Source organism: Mumia sp. zg.B17 (assembly GCF_019550915.1).
Lineage (GTDB): Bacteria > Actinomycetota > Actinomycetes > Propionibacteriales > Nocardioidaceae > Mumia.
In genome coordinates this window covers 181,456-197,252 of the sequence record NZ_JAHWCI010000007.1, presented here as the reverse complement: position 1 = coordinate 197,252, position 15,797 = coordinate 181,456, and the positions used below count along the sequence as shown (strand labels likewise).

At 71.8% G+C, this 15,797-nt stretch carries 16 protein-coding genes; 10 read left to right on the top strand and 6 right to left on the bottom strand.

Going from position 1 to position 15,797, the window contains the following annotated elements:
• The coding region (locus KV097_RS13185; protein WP_308289424.1) for a class F sortase at positions 1–669 on the bottom strand (669 nt) is incomplete at its 3' end.
• Entirely contained in the window at positions 653–1,429 is a 777-nt protein-coding gene (locus KV097_RS13180; protein WP_220366125.1) for a hypothetical protein, read from the bottom strand. The genes KV097_RS13180 and KV097_RS13185, both read right to left, overlap by 17 nt.
• 207 nt (positions 1,430–1,636) lie before the next feature.
• Between KV097_RS13180 and KV097_RS13175 the strand changes: the two genes are divergently transcribed.
• From KV097_RS13175 to KV097_RS13155, 5 genes are all read left to right on the top strand, one after another.
• On the top strand, positions 1,637–2,575 hold the full coding sequence (locus KV097_RS13175) for an LLM class F420-dependent oxidoreductase (RefSeq protein WP_220366124.1): 939 nt from the start codon (positions 1,637–1,639) through the stop codon (positions 2,573–2,575).
• Positions 2,568–3,293: a tyrosine-protein phosphatase gene (locus KV097_RS13170; protein WP_220366123.1), complete on the top strand. Its 726-nt coding sequence runs from the start codon at positions 2,568–2,570 to the stop codon at positions 3,291–3,293. The genes KV097_RS13175 and KV097_RS13170 overlap by 8 nt, the downstream gene beginning before the upstream one ends.
• 153 nt (positions 3,294–3,446) lie before the next feature.
• On the top strand, positions 3,447–4,088 hold the full coding sequence (locus KV097_RS13165; protein WP_220343776.1) for a hypothetical protein: 642 nt from the start codon (positions 3,447–3,449) through the stop codon (positions 4,086–4,088).
• Between the two features lie 221 nt (positions 4,089–4,309).
• Complete coding sequence (locus KV097_RS13160) at positions 4,310–4,609, top strand: DUF1540 domain-containing protein (RefSeq protein WP_220343777.1); 300 nt, start codon at positions 4,310–4,312, stop codon at positions 4,607–4,609.
• Between the two features lie 48 nt (positions 4,610–4,657).
• A complete protein-coding gene (locus KV097_RS13155; protein ID WP_220366122.1) occupies positions 4,658–5,683 on the top strand; it encodes a PHP domain-containing protein in 1,026 nt (341 codons plus the stop codon).
• Positions 5,684–5,698: 15 nt separating this feature from the next.
• Here KV097_RS13155 and KV097_RS13150 read toward each other — a convergent pair whose 3' ends face one another.
• Positions 5,699–7,291, bottom strand: a complete 1,593-nt coding sequence (locus KV097_RS13150; protein WP_220366121.1) for an FAD-binding oxidoreductase — start codon at positions 7,289–7,291, stop codon at positions 5,699–5,701.
• A gap of 73 nt (positions 7,292–7,364) precedes the next feature.
• Here KV097_RS13150 and KV097_RS13145 point away from each other — a divergent pair, with 73 nt between their 5' ends.
• Positions 7,365–7,643 (top strand): DUF2277 domain-containing protein, encoded by a 279-nt coding sequence (locus KV097_RS13145; protein ID WP_220343780.1) that lies wholly within the window; start codon positions 7,365–7,367, stop codon positions 7,641–7,643.
• Here KV097_RS13145 and KV097_RS13140 read toward each other — a convergent pair.
• The gene (locus KV097_RS13140; RefSeq protein WP_255559601.1) at positions 7,640–8,713 is read right to left on the bottom strand and encodes a S9 family peptidase; all 1,074 of its coding nucleotides are present in this window, start codon (positions 8,711–8,713) and stop codon (positions 7,640–7,642) included. The genes KV097_RS13145 and KV097_RS13140 overlap by 4 nt on opposite strands.
• 4 nt (positions 8,714–8,717) lie before the next feature.
• Positions 8,718–9,353, bottom strand: a complete 636-nt coding sequence (msrA, locus tag KV097_RS13135) for a peptide-methionine (S)-S-oxide reductase MsrA (RefSeq protein ID WP_220343781.1) — start codon at positions 9,351–9,353, stop codon at positions 8,718–8,720.
• Positions 9,354–9,467: 114 nt separating this feature from the next.
• Between msrA and KV097_RS13130 the strand changes: the two genes are divergently transcribed.
• Entirely contained in the window at positions 9,468–10,814 is a 1,347-nt protein-coding gene (locus tag KV097_RS13130) for an HNH endonuclease signature motif containing protein (RefSeq protein ID WP_220366120.1), read from the top strand.
• Positions 10,815–10,831: 17 nt separating this feature from the next.
• On the opposite strand, the gene KV097_RS13125 is transcribed toward KV097_RS13130, so the two are convergent.
• Entirely contained in the window at positions 10,832–11,911 is a 1,080-nt protein-coding gene (locus KV097_RS13125) for a zinc-binding alcohol dehydrogenase family protein (protein WP_255559600.1), read from the bottom strand.
• Between the two features lie 55 nt (positions 11,912–11,966).
• Between KV097_RS13125 and KV097_RS13120 the strand changes: the two genes are divergently transcribed.
• Genes KV097_RS13120 through KV097_RS13110 form a run of 3 tightly spaced genes read left to right on the top strand, consistent with a single transcriptional unit; the run spans position 11,967 to position 15,772 of the window.
• Entirely contained in the window at positions 11,967–13,133 is a 1,167-nt protein-coding gene (locus KV097_RS13120; protein WP_220366119.1) for a glycerophosphodiester phosphodiesterase, read from the top strand.
• A 60-nt stretch (positions 13,134–13,193) separates the two neighbouring features.
• The gene (locus KV097_RS13115) at positions 13,194–14,351 is read left to right on the top strand and encodes a cystathionine gamma-synthase (RefSeq protein ID WP_220343784.1); all 1,158 of its coding nucleotides are present in this window, start codon (positions 13,194–13,196) and stop codon (positions 14,349–14,351) included.
• Positions 14,348–15,772, top strand: coding sequence for an AI-2E family transporter (locus KV097_RS13110; RefSeq protein ID WP_255559599.1), 1,425 nt, complete (start codon positions 14,348–14,350; stop codon positions 15,770–15,772). The genes KV097_RS13115 and KV097_RS13110 overlap by 4 nt, the downstream gene beginning before the upstream one ends.
• Positions 15,773–15,797 lie beyond the last annotated feature (25 nt).

The following is a 15,797-nucleotide window of genomic DNA, read 5'->3' as shown; positions in this document are numbered from 1 at the left end:
GACGGTGTTGGAGCGGTAGCCCGTGCCGTCCCAGTCCTCGCACGTGATGAGGAGGAGACGCGGGCGGCCCTTCTGTCGGAAGAGTCGTGCGGACTTCTCGGCGAGGGTCGCCTTGTCGTAGGTCTCCACCCGGCGGACGACGTAGCGGACGACTCCGCGCTTGGTCCTGACGGCGACCTTCGTGCCGGGCTCGAGTTGGCCGAGGTCGTCGAAAGCGCCTCCGCCTGTGTGGACCGTGTGTCCGGCGACCACGACCGTGCCCTTGGAGGCTCCCGGTCGTGCGCCGTCGTCCCACCAGCCGACCATCGAGGCGTCGGCGGGAGGGGTCAGCACTCCGTCGACGGCGCTCATCGGCGCGACCGGGGCGACAACCTCCAGTGCGGGCACCCGCACGAGGACCGGTTTGGCGGCGCGTCCGGCGGGCAGCTTGCGGGCGGGCGTCTCGGCAAGGATGGCCTCAGCGCTCTCGGAGGCGACCGGAGCGGCCGCGGTCGGTGTGCCGGAGCCGTCCTCGTCGTTGAACGACGCAGAGGCGCCGAAGGCCACCCAGGTGCAGAGGAGGCCCGCGGCGCCTGCAACGACGGCGACCGCCATCCGCACGCGGGCGCGTGCCCGGCGACGGGCACGCGCCTCGCGGCGGACGGTGACGAGATCAGGCTCGGTGGTCACCGCGCTTGCGCATCCGCATCAGGTAGGCCGCGGCGGCGAGGAGGACGGCGCCTCCGAGGCCCGCGACGGTGGCCATCCAGGTGGTGGACCCCGGCGTGGTGCTGCTCGTCAGACCGGCGTCGACAGCAGTCGGGGCGGTCTCGTCCTCGCCTGCGACACCGTTGTCGCTGTCGTCATCGTCACCGGGAGCGGTCTCGGTCGCCGGGGCGACATCCTCCGACGGCGTCGGAGAGGTCTCCGTGGCGGGGCTGGTCGGCTCCGTCTCGGTCGGCTCGGTCGTCGGCTCCGTGGCGGGGCTGGTCGGCTCCGTCTCGGTCGGCTCCGTGGTCGGCTGGGTCTCGGTCGGCTCGGTCGTCGGCTGGGTCGTCGGAGTCTCAGACGGCGGGGGGGTCGCCGACGGCGACGGTGAGGGCGAGGGGGTCGGCTTGCCAGCCGGCACGTACGTGACCGAGTAGTGGACCACGTCCTTGCACGCGTGGCTGATCTTCACGCTCTCGGCCGGCGGGTTGACCTTGACGTACTCGACGCCGCGCTTGGAGTCGGTCTTCACGCAGTAGCCGGAGATGAGCTTGCCCTCGGGCGCCGTGATCTTCACGTACTTCTTGTCGCCCGTGGGTTCGAGCTTGCCGGTGTCCAGGTCCTTGCAGACCGAGGTGTGACCATAGGTGGTGGAGACAGTGGCGTGGGCGGGGGCGGAGATCAGGAGCGCAGGCAGCAGCACCAGTCCCGCCGCCGCGACGAGCTTCTTTGCAGCGCGCACGGTGGTTTGACTTCTTCCTCGACCCGTCACGCCGCGGGGGTAAGCAGCGAGGGGTCGGTCCGGGGGGTTGTCACAGGCCGAACTGGATACGTTCCAGGACGGCTCGCTACACACTAGGGCACAAAGGGCGCGACGCAACAGTCCTGCGAGGTGGGCCTGTGGATCGGCCCGGCACCGGGCGTTCGCCGTGGATGGCAGAGTGGGTGTATGGAGCTGCGAATCTTCACCGAGCCACAGCAGGGCGCCACGTACGACGACCTGCTGGCGGTCGCGCTGGCCACCGAGGAGCAGGGGTTCGGGGCCTTCTTCCGATCCGACCACTACCTGGTGATGGGAGGAGGTGACGGGCTCCCGGGGCCGACCGACGCCTGGACGACGCTCGCCGGTCTCGCCCGCGACACGTCGACCATCCGCCTCGGCACGCTGATGACGTCGGCCACGTTCCGGCACCCCGGCGTGCTTGCGATCCAGGTCGCGCAGGTCGACCAGATGAGCGGGGGCCGGATCGAGATCGGGCTCGGCGCGGGCTGGTTCGCCGAGGAGCACGAGGCGTACGGCATCCCCTTCCCGTCGACGGGCGAACGCTTCGATCGGTTCGAGGAGCAGCTCGCGATCCTCACCGGGCTGTGGGAGACCCCGACGGGCAAGCGGTTCTCCTTCGCGGGAGAGCACTACACGCTGACCGACTCCCCGGCGCTGCCGAAGCCGACCCAGACGCCGCGTCCCCCGGTCGTCATCGGCGGGCACGGACGCCGCCGGACCCCGGCGCTCGCGGCTCGCTACGCCGACGAGTTCAACCTCCCGTTCACCCTGCCGGAGGAGCACCGGGCCAAGTACGACCGCGTGCGTGCCGCGTGCGAGGAGATCGGCCGCGACCCCGACGACCTCACCTACTCGAGCGCGCTCGTGGTGTGCTGCGGTCGCGACGAGGCGGAGATCCGACGTCGGGCGGAAGCCATCGGGCGCGACGTGGACGACCTGCGCACCAACGGACTCTGCGGGACGCCGCAGGAGGTGGTCGAACGGATCGCGACCTTCGCCGGCGAGGGGTCGCAGCGGATCTACCTGCAGGTGCTCGACCTCGCAGACCTCGACCACCTCGCGCTGCTCGGCGAGCAGGTGCTCCCCGAGGTGGCGGATGTCTGAGGCGACGACCACGCCCAACCTCCGCGACCTCGGTGGGCTGCCGACCGAGGACGGCGCCACGACCGTGCACGGTGTCCTGCTGCGCTCGGCCATGCCGAGCATCGACGACCGTGACCCTGGAGGGCTGCCGTGGCCGCCGAGCCTGGTCCTCGACCTGCGCTCGTCGGCGGAGTCCGGCCCCGAGCACCCTCTCGCCCCCACCGGTGCCACCGTGCGTCAGATCTCGCTGCTCGAGGCTCTGCGTCCCGACGGCCCTCAGTCGGCGAGCCCGCAGGTCGTGGCGCGGATGGCCACCGGCGGGTTGGAGGCGCTGTACCTCGGCATGCTGGAGGTGGCCCGCGCCGAGCTGGTGCAGGTCGCGACGCTGGTCGCCGACCACGACGGCGCGACGCTCCTGCACTGCGCGGCGGGCAAGGACCGTACGGGGGTGGCCGTGGCCATGCTGCTGCGTACGGCGGGTGTCTCGCGCGACGCGGTGGTGAAGGACTACCTGGCGACCGGCGCAGCGATGGACGCGGTGCTGCAGCGGCTCCGGATCGCACCGCAGATCGATCCGTCGCGACGTGCCCCCTCCTCCTACCTCGCGATCCCGCAGGACGCCATCGACGCCGTGCTCGACGTCTGGGACGCCCATCCCGGTGGGACGGCGGGCTGGCTGTACGACGCCGGGGCCGCCGCGCGGGTCGTGGACGGCCTGCGCGCCCGCCTCGTCGGCTGAGGCTCCGCTCCACACAACCTGAGGGTGCCGTCACGTCTGTAACCCAGGGTTGCAGTCGACGTTACCTCTCAGTAGTCTGCGTGATCTACGACACAGACGGCCCGACCCCCGAGGGCGACCCCGCGAGCGTGCCGTCCAATGGGAGGGAGACCCATGTCCATCCGCAAGCAGCTCGGTGGCCTCGCCGCCGTCGGGGCCCTGGTCCTCGGCAGCCTCGTTGCCACGACCGCGCCCGCCAACGCACAGCCCGTCACGCTGCCGATCACGGGCACGGCCACCGTGGCCAAGCAGAACGCCACCCTGCAGATCCCCGAGGGTGCCTCGCTCGACGGTGACTTCAACTTCGGCCCGCCGATCACGGTCGTCGGAGACGTCAACATTCCCCCGATCGAGGCCCACATCCGCCTCCTCGGCATCCCCGGGCTCGGTGACACGACCTCCACCGTGAAGCTGGTCCAGACCAGCCCGACGGCGGCCACCGTCGGTGAAGACGGCGTGGTCAGCGTCGACCTCTCGTTCCGGCTGGCTGTCCCGCGGGTCTCCTCCGACCTCCTGCCGTTCCTCAACATCGTCCGCAGCGGCTGTGGCACGGGTGAGATCACCACGACGCTCCGCTCGACAACGCCCTTCTCGCTCACCGAGCCGGTGCAGCTCGAGGGTGAGTACACGATCCCGAAGTTCCAGGGCTGCGGCTACAAGATCGGTCCGACCAGCGGTCGCGACCTGCTCCTCACCTCGCTGCTCTCGGGCAGCGGCAACAAGATGACGCTGCAGGCTGGTCCGATTCAGTTCTGAGCGCCTCGAGCCGGGCACCGCGCGCGTCACGCCCACGTACGCGCCGGTGCCCGCAAGACCACTGGGTCCGGTGTCCGGGAGGGACGGCACCGGACCCAGTGTCGTGTCCAGGGGTCGTTCTCCGGGGGAAGCCTCGCCTAAGGTGACGGCCGCTGAGTCTTGCCTTACGGCGGGGACCCCGTTCTAGCCTGAGGCACTGGCCATCGAGCAGGGGGCACGGCATGAGCGTCACGGATCTTCCCGCGGTCAACGGGTGCGCAGCGGCAGGCTGCTCCTACAACCACGAGCACGAGTGCCACGCCGGCGCGATCACGATCTCCGGCACGGTGGACGACCCGCTGTGCGGCACGTTCCTCGACATCGGACCGAGCGGAGGCCTCTCCAAGGTGGTGGCGCGCGTCGGAGCGTGCCACCGTACGGACTGTGTTCACAACGCAGAGCTCGAGTGCACCGCCGACGCCATCCGGGTCGGGCCCGGCAAGGACAAGGCCGACTGCCTCACCTACCAGATGCGGGTCTGACCGCGGTCGTACGACCGCCGCGTCGCGAGCGACGGCCCGGTGCCGGGGATGAATCTCACCGACACCGGGCCTTCTGCTGCCCTGCGTGAGATCGCCTACCTGCTGGAGCGCTCTCGCTCCGAGCCGCGGCGGCCCATGGCCTACCGCAAGGCCGCGGACGTCTACGACGCCCTCGACGAGGACCGTCGGGCACAGCTGGCCGAGCGGGACTCGTGGTCGGAGCTGAGCGGCGTCGGAGCCAAGACCGCGGCGGTGATCGCGCAGGCCTCGGCCGGCCGGGTGCCCGACACCCTCGCGCGGCTGCGGGAGGAGGACGAGCCGGTCCCTGGTGACGACACCGCCCTGCGTGCGGCCCTGCGCGGCGACCTCCACACGCACTCCACCTGGTCCGACGGCGGAGCGTCGATCGAGGAGATGATGCGGACCGCGGTCCGGCTCGGCCACGACTACTGCGCGCTGACCGACCACTCGCCCCGGCTCACGGTGGCCCGCGGGCTCTCTCCTGAGCGGCTCCGTGAGCAGCTGGACGTCGTGGAGCGACTCAACGAGGAGCTGTCGCCGTTCCGGATCCTCACCGGCATCGAGGTCGACATCCTCGACGACGGGAGCCTCGATCAGGAGCCCGAGCTGCTGGAGCGCCTCGACGTGGTCGTCGCGAGCGTGCACTCGCGGTTGAAGGACGATGCCGACACGATGACCCGACGCATGGTCGCCGCGGTCGCGAACCCCCACACCGACGTCCTCGGCCACGTCACGGGAAGGCTTGTGGAGGGATCGCGGGGCACACGGCCGGAGTCGGCGTTCAACCCCGAGATCGTGTTCGAGGCGTGCAAGCAGTTCGACACCGCGCTCGAGATCAACAGCAGACCCGAACGCCGTGACCCGCCGTCGCGGCTGCTCGACGTCGCGGTCGAGCGCGGGTGCCTCTTCTCGATCGACACCGACGCGCACGCATCTGGTCAGCTCTCCTGGCAGGGGCTCGCCTGCGTGCGTGCCGAGGCGGCAGGGATCACCGCGGAGCGCGTCGTCGACACGTGGCCTCTCGACGAGCTCCTCGCGTGGACGCAGCGGTGAGGGCGGGTCCGGTGCTCAGAGGAGGACGCCGGGGTTGAGGACGCCCGCCGGGTCGAGGGTGCGCTTGACCGCGGCGAGCGCGGCGGCGTACGGCTCGGGACGCTGCTCGTCGTACCAGCGCCGGTGGTCCCGTCCGACCGCGTGGTGGTGCGTGATCGTGCCGCCGTGGGCGACGATCGCCTCCGACACGGCGGCCTTCACCTCGTCCCACTGGGAGACGAGGCCGTCCCAGCGCCCGGCGGCGTAGACCGAGTAGTACGGCGCGGGGCCGTCGGGATAGACGTGGGTGAACCGGCAGGTCACGACCCCCACGCCGCAGACCTCCCGGACGGCGTCCGTGGCGGCGGCCGTGATCGCCGCGTGCAGCGCGGGGAAGCGGTCCCACGTCGTCGCGGTCTCGAACGTCTCGGCGATCACCGAGCGTTGCACCAGCGCGTCACGCTGGTAGGGCATCCGCAGGAACGACGAGCGCCACGTCGACGCCGAGGCGTCGCGCGCGCCGCCCGGCGGAGACGCTCCGGCGAGGATGCCGCCCAGGTCGTGGCAGATCTCGACCGCCCGTTCCAGCGCGGCGTCGACCGGGTGGTCCGCCGACTCGAACCCCAGCACGAGGACGCCACCGCCCACCGAGACGCCGGCGTTGAGGAAGGCCTCGGCCGGGTCGAGGAGACGACAGTTCGCCGGGTGCAGGCCCGACTGCGCCAGGTGGCGCACCGCCTCGACGGCCGACGCCCAGTCGGCGAAGTGCACCGAGCTGCCGGCGCGCCACTGCGGCCGGTCCTGGAGACGCATCCATGCCTCGGTGATGACGCCGAGCGTGCCCTCGGACCCGAGAAACAACCGGTCGGGGGACGGTCCCGCACCCGAGCCCGGCAGTCGTCGCGACTCACCGGTCCCGTACGGCGAGATGACGCGCATCGACTCGGTCAGGTCGTCGATGTGGGTGTGCAGCGTCGCGAAGTGTCCGCCCGCGCGGGTCGCGAGCCAGCCGCCCAGCGACGAGTAGGCGAAGGACTGCGGGAAGTGCCGGAGCGTCAGGTCGTACGGCCGGAGCTGGTCCTCGAGGTGCGGGCCGAGGACGCCGGCCTGGATCCGGGCGGCACGGCTGGTCCGGTCGACCTCGAGCACCTGGTCCATCGCGCTCACGTCGAGCGACACCGCGCCGGCGAAGTCACCGTCGAGCCGCGGCTCGACGCCGCCGACCACGGAGGTGCCGCCCCCGTACGGGACGACGGCGACGTCCGCGCCCGAGCACCAGTCGAGGATGGCGACGACATCGGCCTCGGTGCGCGGCCGGAGCACGAGGTCGGGCGCGTTCGCGAGGTCGCCCCGGAGGTTGCGCACGATGTCACGGAACGCCTTGCCGTGGGTGTGCGCGGCGCGGTCGACGGGGTCGACGGAGCAGAGGTGGTCCAGCGACGGCGGTGGGGTCACCCGCCGGGCGGGGAGGAGGTCGTCGTCGACGACAGGTGGGGCGTGGACGGTGAGGTCCTGTGACGGCATCAGCGCGGCCGTACGGCTGACCAGCGCGTCCGTCTCACCCGAGTCGAGCGCCTCCTCGAGCGTGCCCCATCCCCACCACGATCGCGTCGCACCGTCGCTCACCATGGCGGGCGACTCTACGGCACCGGGTGGCGCCGAGGCCGTGACGAGGTCCGCCCGGCGGCGTAGCGTGGACGACATGTGCCGCAACATCCGGACCCTCCACAACTTCGAGCCGCACGCGACCGACGACGAGATCGAGGCCGCGGCGCTCCAGTACGTCCGCAAGGTCAGCGGGATGACCAAGCCGTCGCAGACGAACGCCGAGGTGTTCGAGCAGGCGGTGCGCGAGGTCGCGCACGTCACCCAGCACCTCCTTGCCGACCTGGTCACGCAGGCGCCGCCCAAGGACCGCGAGGTCGAGGCCGAGAAGGCCAAGGCGCGCGCCGCCAAGCGCTACGCCTCGATGGCGGGCTAGCCCATCTCGGTCCGCAGGAAGCGCACCGTGCGCCGCATCGACTGCGGCCACTGCGGCCCGAAGGCGTGTCCTTCTCCGGCGTACGTCACGAGCTCGACATCCTTGCCTGCGCGCTCGAAGGCCGCGGCGGTCTGCTCGGACCAGCGCGGAGGGCAGGTGTCGTCGGCGGTCCCGTGCAGCATCAGCAGCGGCTCGGTCACGCGGTCGACGTAGGTCCGGGGAGACACCTGCTTCCAGAAGCCCGGGGCATCTTCCGGCGAGCCGTGCCGGCGGACGATCTGGCGGGCCACCTCCGGGCGCTCGGCGGCCGTCCAGCGTTCGTAGTTGTCGACCGTGTCGCTGCTCACGGACGCGAACACGACCGCGGCGTCGACGAGCCCCGGCTTCGTGACGAGGACGTTCTGGACGACGCCTCCCCCCATCGAACGGCCGACGAGGCCGACGCGGTCGCCGTCGAGGCGCGGGTCGCCGGAGCGGCGGACGGCGAGGACCGCGTTGATGACGTCCTCGGTGTAGCCGAGCCGGAGGTCGCGCTCGGCGGTCGGGTCGTCGTCCGAGCCGGCGTGGTTGCGGTAGTCGACGTGGAGGACGGCATACCCCGCGCGCGCGAGGTAGTCCTGCTCGCGCGTCATCCCGCGGCCGCTGGTGTAGACGGCCGGGTCGATGTAGCCGTGCGCCAGGATCAGCACGGGGAACGGGCCACGACCCCGGGGGACGACGAGGATCCCCGAGATCCGGAGGTCGCCGCTGCGGTAGGTGACCGCACGCCGCGTGTAGGCCTCGGTGGTGGCGAGCGTCTCCCCGAGACGCAGCGCTCGGCCGTCGTACTCCTTCGCCATCAGCGCCGGGAGGGACACCGGGCTGCCGGCGGCGGGGAGTGCGGGCGTCGCGGTGGGGTCGGGCCGGTCGGCGGCAGACGGCTCGGAGACCGACGGCTCGGAGACCGGCTCCGTCGTGGCGCCGGGCGGTGACGACGGAGCCGTGTCGCCGGTCGTCCGCTCGCTGGTGCACGCCGCGGCCGCCACAAGGGCGACCGCGGCGACCACCGTGCGGACCGGCGCTCCCTGCATGCGATCAGCTCGTGGCGTACGCGATGCCGGTGGAGTGGTTCGGGCAGTAGCCGAACGGGTTCTTCACGAGGTACTGCTGGTGGTAGTCCTCCGCGTACCAGTAGTCGCCCAGCGGCCGGATCTCGGTGGTGATCTCGCCGTAGCCGGAGGCGGTCATCCGCTTCTGGTACGCCGCGCGCGACGCCTCGGCCTTCTCGAGCTGCTCCGGCGTGGTCGTGTAGATGACCGAGCGGTACTGCGTGCCACGGTCGTTGCCCTGCCGCATCCCCTGGGTGGGGTCATGGTTCTCCCAGAAGACCCTGAGCAGGTCGTCGAAGGAGACCTTGGCCGGGTCGTAGATCACGCGGACGACCTCGGCGTGCCCGGTGCGGCCGCTGCAGACCTCCTCGTACGTGGGGTTCTTGGTGAAGCCGCCGGCGTAGCCGACCGATGTCGACCAGACTCCCGGCACGTTCCAGAAGGTCTGCTCCTCACCCCAGAAGCATCCGAGACCGAAGACGACGGCCTCGTAGCCCTCCGGTGGCTCGGTCATGATCGGCGTGCCGAGCACGAGGTGCTCGTCACCGACCGAGAACGGACGGGCCTCGCGGCCGGGAAGGGCCTGGTCGGGGGAGATGAGGTGAGTCTTGAACGAGAACATCTGTTTCCTCCTCGGGTGCTCCACCTACAACCATGCCTGCCGCTTCAGTGTTCCCGATCTGACCGGTGGACAACGTCCTCACCCTTGTCGCTCGTCCGCGCTAGAATCGAACACATGAGCGATCCGATGACAGAGCGCCTGCTCACCGGCCTGCTGGAGCGGGTCGGTGAGGCGGTCGCGGCCGCGCTCGCACGGATCGACGCCGCCGAGGAGGAGGCGGTGGCCGCGGGTGCCGGTGCGGTGGAGGCGGTGGCCCTGTGCGAGGTCATCGTGCGCATGGCGCAGGCGTGCCAGACCGACGCGGTCGCCGACCTCGACGTCCGTCGGCGGGAGGTGCTCGGTCCGCACACCGACGAGCGGGAGGTCTGCCGGTCGTTGTTCGCCGAGATCGGGCTCGCGCGCCAGGCCTCGGCCACCGCCGGGGAGTCCACCTACCGGCTCACCCGCGACCTGGAGCACCATCCGGCAGCCCGCAGACTCCTGCAGGACGGCGTCGTCAACCAGTCCGTCGTCGCCGCGGTCTGCCGGGAGACGGTCTACCTTGCTCCGGACCAGCGCGCCGAGGTCGACGCCGAGCTGGCGCCGTTCCTGGCCGTGCTGGGTCCTCGGCGTGCCGCCGCGGCCGCCCGGCGGCTGGTCATCGAGAAGGACCCGCATGCTGCGTTCGTGCGGACGGTGCGCGCTCGCGACGAGCGCCACGTGCGGCTGCGACCGGAGCTCGACGCGATGGCAACCCTGTCGATCTGCGCACCTGCGGCACAGCTCGCCCCCGTGTGGGAGCGGCTCGACCACGAGGCGTCGGCCCGTCACTCCGACGGAGATCCCCGCACCATCGCGCAGCTCACCTCCGACCTTGCCGTCGAGCGGCTCGCCGGGGCCTCGGTGACCGCCGACGGCGCGCTCGCCATCGTCACCGAGATCGGCGTGCTGATGCGCCCGGAGACGCTGTACGGCACCGACGACGTGGCCGCGGTGCTCCGGGGCTACGGGCCGGTGCCCGGTGAGCTCGCGCGTCGCCTCGCCTCGGGAGAGCAGGGGTGGGTGCGCCGATTCTTCACGCGACCCGACGGTCACGGCCTTGAGGCCGTCGATCCCCGTCGGCGTCGCTTCCCGGCCGGCGTCGCTCGGCTGGTCCGGGCCACCGACGAGCTCTGCGCCCGTCCGTGGTGCGAGTGCCGTGTGCGCGAGATCGACCACACGACCCCGTATGCACGCGGCGGAGAGACGGTGCTCGACAACGCGCAGGGGGTCTGCCGCACCGACAACCTCCTCAAGGAGACGCGAGGGTGGCGGGTCGACCGCGACCACGCCAGGAGCCTTACCTGGACGACGCCCACGGGTCGGCGTTATGTGTCCGCGGGCGCGGTGGGCGGTCCGGTCAGGCCATTCGGCCCTGGTGAGGACCGGTGGTCTCCGATGGAGGACCGGCTACGGCACCTCGTCACCGTCTCCAGGACCTGACAGGTGCAGCAGCCACCTCACGGCACGAGCACCGCCGCGCCGTCGAAGCGACCTGCCTTGAGGTCTCGCAGCGCGGAGAGTCCCTCCTCGAGGGGGTACGGGTGGGTCGTCGCTCGGACCCCGTGACGGACGGCGAGATCGAGGAAGGCCCGTCCGTCGTCGCGCGTGTTGGCGGTGACCGAGCGCAGCTCCTTCTCGTAGAACAGCTCCGACTCGTAGACGAGAGGGGGCGTGTCCGAGAGGTGGATGCCGGCGACGGCGAGCACCCCGCCACGGTCCAGGGCACGCAGCGCCACAGGGACGAGATCGCCGACCGGCGCGAAGAGGACCGCGGCGTCGAGGGGTTCCGGCGGCGCGTCGTACGCGCCACCGGCCGAGGCCGCCCCGAGGTCCAGCGCGAGCCGCTGCGCCGCGGCGTCGCGCGTCAGCACGTGGACCGTCGCCCCGGCAGCGATCGCGACCTGAGCACACAGGTGGGCGCTGCCGCCGAAGCCGTACAGGCCGAGTCTTCCTCCCTCGGGGAGCGCGGCGCGGCGCAGGGCGCGGTAGCCGATGATCCCGGCACAGAGCAGCGGTGCCAGCGACACGGCGGCGACGTCGTCGGGGAGCCGGTAGGCAAAGGCGGCGGGGACCGTCGCGAACTCGGCGTAGCCGCCGTCGGCGTCCCAACCGGTGAAGCGTCCGTACGGGCAGAGGTTCTCCGCTCCCCGCACGCACCAGCGGCAGCGCCCGCAGGTGTGCCGCAACCACGCGATGCCGACCCGGTCACCGGTCGACCAGCCGTCGAGGGCACCGCCGTGGACCCCGCCGCCGTCCCCGACGACCCGACCGACAACCTCGTGCCCGGGGACGACGCGGTGACGATGGACGGGCAGGTCCCCTTCCGCCACGTGAAGGTCCGTGCGGCACACGCCACAGGCCTCGACCCGGACGAGCAGCTCGCCCGGCAGCGGGGAGGGCAGCGGAACCTCGACGAGCTCGAGCGGTGGGTCGCCGCCACCGGCCAACGGCCCCGGCGACGTCACCCGCCACGCACGCATCACGTCGGGCAGGTCCCGGGCTCCGCCTCCGCCCTCCGGAGTTCGTCCAGCGTTCATGCGCACCACCTCGGGGAGCTGCCGCGACGCCATCCGGGGACGCTGCGATGTCCCCATGAGAACACGTCGCACGACCATCCTCCTGGGGATCGCCGCCTCCCTCGTCGCGCCCGCGATCGTCGTCGCCGGCGGCCCCGCCGCCGCAGGCACCCCCGGCACGGCCACCGACCGACCCGACCGCGTGGCGGGCGCGTTCCACCACACGGCCCGCCTGCCTGTCGTGATCGCGCACCGCGGTGCGTCCGGCTACCGCCCGGAGCACACCATCGCCGCCTACGGGCTCGCGATCCGGCAGGGCGCGGACGTCATCGAGCCCGATCTGGTGATCACCAAGGACAAGGTGCTCGTCGCCCGCCACGAGAACGAGATCGGGGGCACCACCGACGTCGCCGACCACCCGCGGTTCAACGCTCGCCGCACGACCAAGACCATCGACGGCCGCCCGGTCACCGGATGGTTCACCGAGGACTTCACCCTCGCAGAGCTGAAGACGCTGCGGGCCAAGGAGCGGTTGCCGCTCGTCCGACCCGGGAACACCGTCTACGACGGTCGGTTCACCGTCCCCACCTTCGACGAGGTGCTCGACCTGGCGCGCAGGGAGAGCCTCCGCCGAGGCCGCCCCATCGGTGTCGCCCCCGAGACCAAGCACCCCACGTACTTCCGCTCGATCGGCAAGAACCTCGAGGACCCGCTCGTCCGAACCCTGGACCGTCGGGGTCTCAACCACCGCCGGTCGCCGGTCACCGTCCAGTCGTTCGAGACCGCGAACCTGCAGGCGCTCTCGAGGCGGCTGCGGGTCCCGCTCGCGCAGAACGTCAGTGCGTCGGGATCTCCGTACGACCACGTGGCGTCGGGAGACCCCACGACGTACGCCGACATGGTGACCCCGAAGGGACTTCGTGCCCTCTCCCGCTATGCCGACATCCTGAGCGCGGAGAAGGACGTACTGATCCCGCGGACCGCGGACGGCGCGCTCGCCGATCCCACGACCGTCGTGCGCGACGCCCACCGGAGCGGGTTGGACGTGTACGCCTGGACGTTCCGGGCGGAGAACCAGTTCCTTCCGGCCGACTTCCGCCGGGGCACCGATCCCCGTGCCCACGGCAACCTCCGCGGCGAGCTGCGGACCTTCTACGCCGCCGGGGTCGACGGGGTCTTCTCCGACTTCCCCGACGTGGCCGTCGCCGCACGATCGCGGCAGGGTGCGCTGCGTCACCGATGAGGTGACAGCGCCTGATCCGGCCATCCATGCGCCGTACCACGAACGGATACGCTCGCGGGTGTGAGCGACTTCGGTTTCGAGACACGGGCCATCCACGCGGGCCAGGACCCCGATCCCCGTACGGGCGCGGTGACGCCCCCGATCTATGCGACCAGCACCTACAAGCAGGACGGTGTGGGAGGGCTCCGCGAGGGCTACGAGTACTCGCGGAGCGCCAACCCCACCCGTACCGCCCTCGAGGAGTGCCTCGCCGCGCTCGAGCACGGCGAGCGCGGGTTCGCCTTCGCCAGCGGCCTCGCGGCCGAGGACACCCTGCTGCGCGCCCTGACCCAGCCCGGTGACCACGTGGTGATCCCCGACGACGCGTACGGCGGGACCTACCGTCTCTTCGACAAGGTCCACGCCCGCTGGGGCCTGGAGTACGACCCGGTCTCGATCTCCGACGTGGAGGCGGTCCGCGCGGCCGTCGTCCCGGGGACGACCCGGATCGTGTGGGTCGAGACACCGACCAACCCGCTCCTCGGCATCGCCGACATCCAGGCCCTCGCCGAGGTGGCGCACGCCGCCGACGCCTTGCTGGTCGTCGACAACACGTTCGCGTCGTCCTACCTCCAGCAGCCGCTCGAGCTTGGTGCCGACATCGTCGTGCACTCGACGACCAAGTACGCCGGCGGTCACTCCGACGTCGTCGGTGGCGCGATCGTCGTGCGCGACGCGGGGATCGGCGAGCAGATCTCCTTCCACCAGAACTCCATGGGTGCAGTCGCCGGGCCGTTCGACTCGTGGCTGGTCCTGCGCGGGCTCCGCACGCTCGCCCTCCGGATGGACCGGCACAGCGACAACGCGGAGCGCGTCGTGGCCTTCCTCCAGAGCCGACCCGAGGTGTCCCAGGTCATCTACCCCGGACTTCCCGAGCACCCCGGCCACGCGGTGGCCGCCCGGCAGATGAAGCGCTTCGGCGGCATGGTGTCCTTCCGGATGGCTGCGGGCGAGGGTGCCGCCCTCGAGGTCGTCGAGCACACCCAGCTCTTCACGCTGGCCGAGTCGCTGGGCGGCGTCGAGTCGCTGATCGAGCATCCCGGTCGGATGACCCACGCGTCCGCGGCCGGCTCCCCGCTGGAGGTGCCCGCCGACCTGGTGCGCGTCAGCGTCGGCATCGAGACGGCCGACGACCTCGTCGCGGACCTCGCGACGGCCTTCGAGCGGCTGGCGCGATGACTCCGGGCCGGAAGGACGGGCTCCCGCCCGACGGTGACGACGGCGCTGTCGGCGACGGGAGAGGCCCGGTAGGCGACGGGAGAGGCGCCGACGGCAACGGGGAGACCGTCGCGGCCGACGCGTCGCTGTCCGACGGGCCGTCGGTCGCCATCTCGTCCTCCCCGTCCCGTCGCGACCGCCTCGACGAGCTCGTGGAGCGGATGCGAGCGACCGCACGGCGCGATCTCGCGGCGCGGGACGACCGGGCAGGCGTCCTCGGCGATCCTGTCCCGACCTCGAGCCCGTACGCCGCGCTCCCTCCGGCCACACCTGCCGACGCGACCCCTCCCAACGTCCCGTACGGCATCGCGCTGGCCGCCTCGTGGGGCTGGCGTCTCATCATCATCGCCGCCGCAGGGCTGGGGCTCATGTGGCTGCTCGGCTTCTTCTCCGAGATCACCATCCCGGTCGCGATCGCGATCCTCGTCACCGCGCTGATCAGGCCCTTCGTCGACCGCTTCGAGCGGCTCCACGTGCCTCGGGCGCTCGCGACGCTGCTGGTGATGGTCCTGGGGATCGGCGCCGTCGTCGGGATGCTGACCCTGGTCGGGCAGCAGGTCTCCGCGCAGTTCGACGACCTGCGGACCAAGGTGGTCGACGGCCTGGAAGAGATCCAGGACTGGGCGCGCACCGGGCCACTCGGACTCAGCGACGCCCAGCTCAACGCCGGGATCGACCGCGTCACGGGCACCATCGAGGCGTGGGGGAGCAGCGGCACGGGGGTCGTCGACCGCGTCACCGAGCTGGGGACGACGGTGACCCACCTGCTCGCAGGGTTCTTCATCGTCTTGTTCGCGACGTACTTCTTCCTCTACCAGGGCGGTCGGATCTGGGACTGGGTCGTCCGGATCTTCCCGCGCAACGCCCGCAGCCCCGTCGACACCTCCGGACGCGTCGCCTGGGCCTCGCTGACGGCCTTCGTCCGCGCCACCGTGCTGGTCGCGCTCGTCGACGCGATCGGGATCGCCGGTGTGGCGTGGGGCCTCGGGGTGCCACTGGTCCTCGCGATCGCCACCCTCGTGTTCCTGGGTGCGTTCGTGCCGATCGTGGGCGCGTTCGTCTCCGGGCTCGTGGCGGTCCTCGTCGCGCTCGTGGCCCAGGGTCCGTGGACGGCGATCTTCATGCTGCTGGGCGTGATCGCGGTCCAGCAGGTCGAGGCCCACATCCTCCAGCCGTTCCTCATGGGGCATCTCGTGCAGCTCCACCCGCTGGCGATCATCCTCGCGATCGCCGCCGGCGTGACCGTCGCCGGGATCGTCGGAGCGCTGCTCGCCGTCCCGCTCGCGGCCTGCGTCAATGCGGTCGTACGCCACCTCTCGGAGCGTGGCGACCCGGCCAGGGTGGCGCCGGCGAGCGGCTCACCGCCGCTCGTCGCCGAGTAGCGGTCGACCGTCCGCCGCCCTGGTG

What these genes read in the sequence shown, in the direction of transcription:
- KV097_RS13140 (WP_255559601.1), bottom strand. Translation starts at nt 8,713, where the DNA reads ATGCAGGGAGCGCCGGTCCGCACGGTGGTCGCCGCGGTCGCCCTTGTG.
- KV097_RS13110 (WP_255559599.1), top strand. Translation starts at nt 14,348, where the DNA reads ATGACTCCGGGCCGGAAGGACGGGCTCCCGCCCGACGGTGACGACGGC.
- msrA (WP_220343781.1), bottom strand. Translation starts at nt 9,353, where the DNA reads ATGTTCTCGTTCAAGACTCACCTCATCTCCCCCGACCAGGCCCTTCCC.
- KV097_RS13120 (WP_220366119.1), top strand. Translation starts at nt 11,967, where the DNA reads ATGAGAACACGTCGCACGACCATCCTCCTGGGGATCGCCGCCTCCCTC.
- KV097_RS13155 (WP_220366122.1), top strand. Translation starts at nt 4,658, where the DNA reads ATGAATCTCACCGACACCGGGCCTTCTGCTGCCCTGCGTGAGATCGCC.
- KV097_RS13175 (WP_220366124.1), top strand. Translation starts at nt 1,637, where the DNA reads ATGGAGCTGCGAATCTTCACCGAGCCACAGCAGGGCGCCACGTACGAC.
- KV097_RS13165 (WP_220343776.1), top strand. Translation starts at nt 3,447, where the DNA reads ATGTCCATCCGCAAGCAGCTCGGTGGCCTCGCCGCCGTCGGGGCCCTG.
- KV097_RS13125 (WP_255559600.1), bottom strand. Translation starts at nt 11,911, where the DNA reads ATGAACGCTGGACGAACTCCGGAGGGCGGAGGCGGAGCCCGGGACCTG.
- KV097_RS13130 (WP_220366120.1), top strand. Translation starts at nt 9,468, where the DNA reads ATGAGCGATCCGATGACAGAGCGCCTGCTCACCGGCCTGCTGGAGCGG.
- KV097_RS13150 (WP_220366121.1), bottom strand. Translation starts at nt 7,291, where the DNA reads ATGGTGAGCGACGGTGCGACGCGATCGTGGTGGGGATGGGGCACGCTC.
- KV097_RS13170 (WP_220366123.1), top strand. Translation starts at nt 2,568, where the DNA reads ATGTCTGAGGCGACGACCACGCCCAACCTCCGCGACCTCGGTGGGCTG.
- KV097_RS13160 (WP_220343777.1), top strand. Translation starts at nt 4,310, where the DNA reads ATGAGCGTCACGGATCTTCCCGCGGTCAACGGGTGCGCAGCGGCAGGC.
- KV097_RS13145 (WP_220343780.1), top strand. Translation starts at nt 7,365, where the DNA reads ATGTGCCGCAACATCCGGACCCTCCACAACTTCGAGCCGCACGCGACC.